Here is a 6,750-nt window from a genome sequence, read left to right on the forward strand (position 1 = left end):
AATAAACAATTTCCTACATTTTTATCATACCAAGAAGTGGAACTTTTTTAAAGACCTTTTTAAAATTTTTAATTTTTCGTAAAAATCTTTTTATTTGTTTAATTTTTAAGGATTTGTGATATAATCAATAGGTAAAATAAAATTTGGAGATCTTATGAAAAAAATTTTGATTGTTTTATTTATATTACTTTTTTCATCTTGCATAAATTTCGATGAAGATATAAATAAATCTAATGACAGCACAATAAAAGAAAAAATATCAGCAAATAGTATTTCAAGCGAAAAAGAAAAAAAGAAAAGATTAGAATATAAGCACGAAAATATTGAAGGATTTCAAAGAGATAATTCCTTGTACGTTGAAAGAATGATGGGAGATTATCCAAATGATATTTCCACTTCTTCCAATGAGCCTTATACAAAAGATGAGCTTAAAAATCTTGATTACGACAAAAATATTTTCTTGGAAGCTTTTAATATAAGGATACCAAACAGGTGCAAAGTTTATTCTAATACTTCTAATAAAAATACCTATGTGATTGATTTTCCAAAATCTGATGATTATGACATTTCAATTAATATAAAAAAATTATTAGAAGAAGGAAAAAAATCAGAAGACGAAATAAAAAATGAGCTTTATAAAATTTCTGACAAAGAAACATATAATTCGGAAATTGAAAATGCAAATGTAGTTCAAAAACCTGTTGGACTTGAAAGCGACTATAAGAAAACTTATTATTCAATTGTTGAAGATAATCAATTTTCTTACACAAATATATTTATGGCAACGCCTACAAATATTATTCAATTTCAAATTGTAGAAGATAAGGAAAAATCCCAAGCCTCTCCTTATATAATGGCAGATTTATTGTCGACAACCTATCCAGAAAGCGAAGATTTCAATATGGTTGCCAAATCATTCAAATCTTTTGACAAATATATAAATCTTTACGCAACAGAAAAAATTGATATGGGAGATTTTTCTTTTAATATTCCTCAAGATATGAAAAATATCCAAGAAAGCGACGCTTTGACCGTTTATGAAAATCAAGTTTCAGGAAAAACAATAAATCAAATTATAATTTCAAAAATAAAAAAAGATAAGGCAATTGATTTGAAAAATTCTTTTGCCCAAAGTCAAGGCAGTCAAATTCCACCAGCTTTTATAAGCCCAATGGGAGAAGTAAAAGAAGAAATGGTAAAAGAAAAATTGTTTTTAAAATCAAAAGTAAGAATTTATACCGAGCAATTTTCACTAGAAGGAGAAAAAATAGCCTTTGAAACCAAAGATTATTTTGTAAATATTATCCTTGCAGGTCCATTAAAAAATACAAATAAAACCCAACTTTTAAATGAAAATATTATAAATTCTTTAAAATTTGAATAAGAGATTTTTATGATAATTTTTCATAAATAAGCTAAATGAAACTTAACCCATATCGATTATTAGTCGGTATGGGTTTTTTCTTTACTTTTTTTGATAATGAATGATATTAATTTTTAAAAAACATCAATACTCTTACAATTTTTTCCCAAATAATCATTGATAAACTTTCTCATTTTCTGGTAGAATATTAGGGGGGTTTCTATGAAAAAATTTAACTTTAATTTTAAAAATCTTTCAATACTTATACTTATTTTGTTTTTTTGGCAATTTATTTATAAAATCGGAATTTTTTCGCCGATTTATTTGCCTGGGCCTTTTAAGGTTTTTGAAACTTTTTGTGCTATGCTTGTTGATGGTTCGATTTTTTCTAATCTTTTTGCAAGCCTTTTTAGAGTATTTGTTGGATATTTTTTGGCTTTTCTTGTAAGCTTTTTTTTGGCTTTGATTTTTTATTTAAAACCTAAAATCTACCCATATTTTTCAAATATTTTGAATTTTTTTAAAAGTATTCCGCCTCTTGGTCTTGTTCCCCTCTTGATTTTGTGGCTTGGAATTGGAGAAATTAGCAAAATCGCCATAGTTTTTTTGGCGTCATTTTTTCCTATTTTTTTAAATATTCAAAAGGGTTTTATGGTAGCAGAGCCTGATTTAATCGAAATGGCTCGTGCTTTTTCTTATAACAACAGGGAAATTTTTAAAAAAATTATCCTGCCATCAAGTTTGAAAGATATTTTTGTTGGCGCAAGAATTGGTCTTGGCTATGCTTACAGGTCAATTATTGCAGCGGAAATGATAGCCGCATCAAAGGGCCTTGGTTATCTTATAAATTTTTCAAGGCTTATGTCTAGAACTGATAAAGTTCTTGTGGGAATTTTTCTAATCGGCTTTGTTGGAATGATTTCTGACAAAATTTTTGTTAAATTTGCAAGCTTTTTTTTGAAGGGAGATCTTAAAAATGAATGGTATAAGTCTAATTGACCTTTGTAAAACTTATAATATCGACGATAAAAATATAAAGGCTTTGGATAAAATAAATTTAACTTTAGATCCCCAAAAAAGAAATATCCTAATAGGCCCATCTGGTTGTGGAAAATCAACTTTAATCAAGGCTATTGGCGGACTTTTGGAAATTGACTCTGGAAAAATTATTAAAAATGATATAAAAACTTCCATAGTTTTTCAAAATCCAAGACTTTTGCCATGGCTAAATGTCAAAGAAAATATTTTATTTTCAAATCAAAACGAAAATCTTTGCAAAAAATGGATTAAGATAATTGGGCTTGAGGGTTTTGAAAACGCCTACCCTTCTCAGCTTTCTGGTGGTATGAAAGCAAGAGTTTCCCTTGCTCGCGCTCTTATTTTTCCAAATAATTTTATGCTTTTGGATGAGCCTTTTGCATCTGTTGATGAGATTAGCAAAGAAAGGCTTGAAAAAGAATTAATTTCTTATATGAAAATCAAAAATTCTGGATTTTTATTTGTAAGCCACGACCTTGAAGAAGCTCTCAATTTGGGCCAAAGAATTATAGTAATGAAAAGGGGAAAAATAGTTTCTGATTTTAATCTTGAAGATAAAAAAATCTCCAAGGAAATTTTGAGGGAAAATTTTAAAAAAATAATAGGAGAAGAAAATGAAAAATAAATTTTTAAAAATTTTATCAATTTTTGCCTTAGTTTTTGCAATTACATCATGCTCAAACAAAGACAACGCATCAAATGAAAATATTTCAAATGCTAATATGTCAAATCCTTCCTCAAATAGCAAGGAAAAATTGTCAATTGATGAATTAAATGTGACTTATGTAACATCGCCTTTAAATGTTCCATCAATTATCGAAAAAAATAAGGAAATTTTTGCAAAACATCTTCCAAATGTAAAAATTAATTACAAGGAAATCACAAGCGGTGCAGACCAAACGGCTGCTCTTGCAAGCGGAGATGTTGATTTGCTTTATGGACTTGGCGGTTCTTCTGCAATTCTTGCAAAGGCAAATGGTCAAGATTTGAAAGTTTTAAATATGTATTCAAAAGCACCAAAGGCATTTTCACTTTTTGCCAAAGATGATTCAATAAAAAATCCATCAGATTTAAAGGGCAAAAAAATCGGAGGACCTGCAGGAACAAACTTACACCAAGAACTTCTAGCATATTTAGAAAAAGAAAATTTGACTGAAAAAGACGTAGAATTTTCAAATATGTCAATTCCTGATGCAGCAGCGGCCCTTGATTCAGGAAATTTAGACGTAGCACTTTTGGGAGGACCTGCAGCTTATAAGGCAAAAGAAGCAGGACTTTATGAAATTACAAACGGCGAAGATTTAATTGACGCTATAATTTGCGTAGCAAGCTCAGAAAAATTTGCCAAAGAACATCCAGATGTAATAAAAGCAATAAATGATGCCCAAAAAGAAATAGCAGAATTTATGGAAAAAAATAAAGACCAAACAAAAGAAATTGTAAAAAAAGAATTAGACCTTGACGATAAAGCCTACGATTATATGTATCCAATGTATGATTTTTCAACAAAAATTACAGATAAAGACAAAGAAGGCTTTGAAAGAACCAAAAAATTTATGCTAGACAATAAAATGATAGAAAAAGATTTTGATATTAATCTTTTATTTAAATAAAATTTTAAAACCTATAAACCATCTCGAAAAAATCGAGGTGGTTTTTTTATAAAAAATTAAAGATATAATTTAAAGTAAGGATAGATTTGCTCAACTTTATACGAATATATAGGCAAAGGAGGAAATAATGGATGATAAAAATTTAATAAAAGGAATTAAGAACAAAGATGAAAAATATTTGATTGAATTCATTAACCTTTATGGGCCTATATTAAAAGGAGTTATTGTAAAAACTATAGGAAATAGGAAAAATATTTTAGACGAAATTTTAAACGATGCTCTCCTTGGAATTTGGGATAATATAAATTCTTATGATCCTACTAGGTCATCTTTTAAAAATCGGTGCGCAGGAGTTGCCAAATACAAGGCAATTGACGCAATTAGAAAAGAAGCAAAACACGACTGCCTTGACCTTGATGATGTTTCCGGTTTTATTTATGATAAAAATTTAGAAAATTATGATGAAAGCGAAAAAATTCTTGAAATGTTGTCAAAAAAAGACAGGGAGATTTTCAAAAAATTATTTATAGAAGGCTATTCCTACGATGATTTAGAAAAAATCACAAAAATTCCAAAAGACAGACTCTACAACAAAGTAAGCCGTGCCAAAAAAACTTTAAGGAGCAAATTATGAAAAATATCTATGACAAAATAAATGATATGGATTTTGAAATTGAAAAAATCGAATTAGACGACTTTGAAAAAGAAAAATTAATAAAAACTGCAAAATCCTACAAAAAAAATAAAAAATCAAAAAAATTTTTACCAATAGCAGCTGCATTAATCCTAGTAGCTGGACTTAATATTCCAATTGTAAAAGCCGAAGTTTCAAAATTTACAACAGACATAAAAGTAACTATGATGGAAGCCTTTGGTGCAAGTCCTGATTCCTACAAATATATGGCAGAAATTAATAAACCAGTAACAGTTGGAGAAGATTCATTTGTAATCGGAAATATAGCCTTTGAAGATAATAAAATATTTATAAATACCCTAAGAAATGGAGAAAATTTAGAGGAAAATACAAAAAACAATTCATATTTGTATAAGGTGGTTGTTGATGGAAAAACTTATAAAGCTATTGGCTCATCAGGAGGCGAAGGCTTGTTAGAAGACAAAAAAACATCATCAGAAAATCTTATGATAAATTTTGACAAATCTTTTCCAAAAAAAGATAAGGCTAGCGTAGATTTATATTTTGCAGACGCAAATAAAAGCCAAATAATTTCAATAGAATCTCCAATGAATACAATAAACGAAGACAACAAAATTTTCGCTGAAAATTTAAAAATAAAAGGAACAAACGCCACAATCTCATTAATGAAAATAAATCCAATGACTCTTACAGCAACAATAAAAAATCTTGATCAAGCCTATGTTTATGAATTAAAAGGAGTTGACGAAAAAGGAAATAAAATTTCTCTAGATGAAAGAGTTGCAGATGAAAACTCAACTACCTTTATTTTCAACAATTATTTCTCAGACCTAAGCCTAGATGAAATAAAAGACGGAAGAAAATTTAATTTTACCCTAAGTCGTTCAAAAATTAATGAAAATTCTGGAAAAGAAAGTGATGGAAACTTTGAAAAATTTGCAGAATTTTCATTAAGTGCCAAATAAAATAAGGACAAAAAAATCCTCAAATGAAATTAAATTCATTTTGAGGATTTTTAACTTTATTTTGCCAATGATTTTTGCATTTTTATATTTCTTTTTCTTAATCTTAGGATTATATAAGCCAAATATATAAGCGTATATATAACCACTCCTACCATATTTTCTTTCCAATTAGCTGAATATAAAACCATTACGTGGATATATATTCCTATGAAAAATGGATATGCCATTTTTTGCAAATTTTTCCAACTTTTAGCTTTCATTTTGCGACGTATTGTCTTAAAAGAAGTTACAAAAAGAGGAATCAGCATCAACAATAAAAATATTGTTATTATTGATGCTATTAATTGTCTTTGAGGCATAGAGCTAGGATTTGTAAAAAGAATTGGGAAATAACGCAAGCCAAATATTATATTGTGGCTAAAAACTAATAAGCTTGCCATTATAGACATTTCTCCACGAATTGCCATCAATTTTTTTGAAAAATCATTATGTTTTGTAATAGTTCCTAAAAACATTACTATCATAAATGAAGCTGTAGCAAATATTCCTCTTGAAAATATCTTCATAAAATATTCATTAAACCAAGTAGGAAAATTTCTATCAAAGCCCATATTATAATAATAAACTACAAATCCTGTCCAAGCATATATTCCTAGATAAAATATGACAGGATATTTTTTAATCAAATCCTTAGTTAAACTATAAAAAATTATAGTAAACAAAATTCCAGTAATTAAAGTCATCTTATTCTCCTTTCTATTTTCATAAGCTTATTGTTCCTTTTGAATAGGATTTTTACTTTCATCAATGATAATTTCCTCTTTATTTTTTTCTAAAGGGGGCAATTGAGAGTTTTTTGTGCTTTGAATTTTGAGAGAATCTTTTTCGCTTTCACTATTTTCTTTTTCAGTTTTTTCTAACTCTTTATTACCAGAATCTTTATTCGATTCATTTTTATCAGGATATTTTTTCTCATTTACAGAAGGTTTTAAAGAAGGTTTCTCCTCTATTTTATTTTTAGAATTTTCCTTTTTCTTTATAGCCTTTTTGCTAGAAGATTTATCTTGACTATTTTCTTTTTTAACAGCTTTTTTCACTATTACCATCACGTAAGCT

General features: G+C 28.0%; 8 protein-coding genes. 6 read left to right on the forward strand and 2 right to left on the reverse strand.

Annotated features, from left to right (window positions below; translation table 11 throughout):
* Positions 1–154 precede the first annotated feature (154 nt).
* From HMPREF3045_RS01400 to HMPREF3045_RS01425, 6 genes are all read left to right on the forward strand, one after another.
* A complete protein-coding gene (locus HMPREF3045_RS01400) occupies positions 155–1,384 on the forward strand; it encodes a hypothetical protein (protein ID WP_070736831.1) in 1,230 nt (409 codons plus the stop codon).
* Positions 1,385–1,585: 201 nt separating this feature from the next.
* Positions 1,586–2,362, forward strand: coding sequence for an ABC transporter permease (locus HMPREF3045_RS01405; RefSeq protein WP_070736832.1), 777 nt, complete (start codon positions 1,586–1,588; stop codon positions 2,360–2,362).
* On the forward strand, positions 2,340–3,026 hold the full coding sequence (locus HMPREF3045_RS01410; protein ID WP_070736833.1) for an ABC transporter ATP-binding protein: 687 nt from the start codon (positions 2,340–2,342) through the stop codon (positions 3,024–3,026). Before HMPREF3045_RS01405 ends, HMPREF3045_RS01410 begins: the two co-directional genes overlap by 23 nt.
* On the forward strand, positions 3,016–4,014 hold the full coding sequence (locus HMPREF3045_RS01415) for an ABC transporter substrate-binding protein (protein ID WP_070736834.1): 999 nt from the start codon (positions 3,016–3,018) through the stop codon (positions 4,012–4,014). Before HMPREF3045_RS01410 ends, HMPREF3045_RS01415 begins: the two co-directional genes overlap by 11 nt.
* A gap of 127 nt (positions 4,015–4,141) precedes the next feature.
* The gene (locus tag HMPREF3045_RS01420; RefSeq protein ID WP_070736835.1) at positions 4,142–4,648 is read left to right on the forward strand and encodes a sigma-70 family RNA polymerase sigma factor; all 507 of its coding nucleotides are present in this window, start codon (positions 4,142–4,144) and stop codon (positions 4,646–4,648) included.
* Positions 4,645–5,634, forward strand: coding sequence for a hypothetical protein (locus HMPREF3045_RS01425; RefSeq protein ID WP_070736836.1), 990 nt, complete (start codon positions 4,645–4,647; stop codon positions 5,632–5,634). The genes HMPREF3045_RS01420 and HMPREF3045_RS01425 overlap by 4 nt, the downstream gene beginning before the upstream one ends.
* A 56-nt stretch (positions 5,635–5,690) precedes the next feature.
* Here the strand turns inward: HMPREF3045_RS01425 and HMPREF3045_RS01430 are convergent, their stop codons facing one another.
* Together HMPREF3045_RS01430 and HMPREF3045_RS01435 are read right to left on the reverse strand one after the other, a co-directional pair.
* Positions 5,691–6,377 (reverse strand): ferric reductase-like transmembrane domain-containing protein, encoded by a 687-nt coding sequence (locus HMPREF3045_RS01430; RefSeq protein ID WP_070736837.1) that lies wholly within the window; start codon positions 6,375–6,377, stop codon positions 5,691–5,693.
* Positions 6,378–6,404: 27 nt separating this feature from the next.
* A partial coding sequence (locus HMPREF3045_RS01435) for a hypothetical protein (protein ID WP_143269974.1) occupies positions 6,405–6,750 on the reverse strand: 346 nt, incomplete at its 5' end.

It is taken from the genome of Anaerococcus sp. HMSC075B03 (assembly GCF_001815585.1).
In the GTDB taxonomy this organism is placed as follows: Bacteria; Bacillota; Clostridia; order Tissierellales; family Peptoniphilaceae; genus Anaerococcus; species Anaerococcus vaginalis.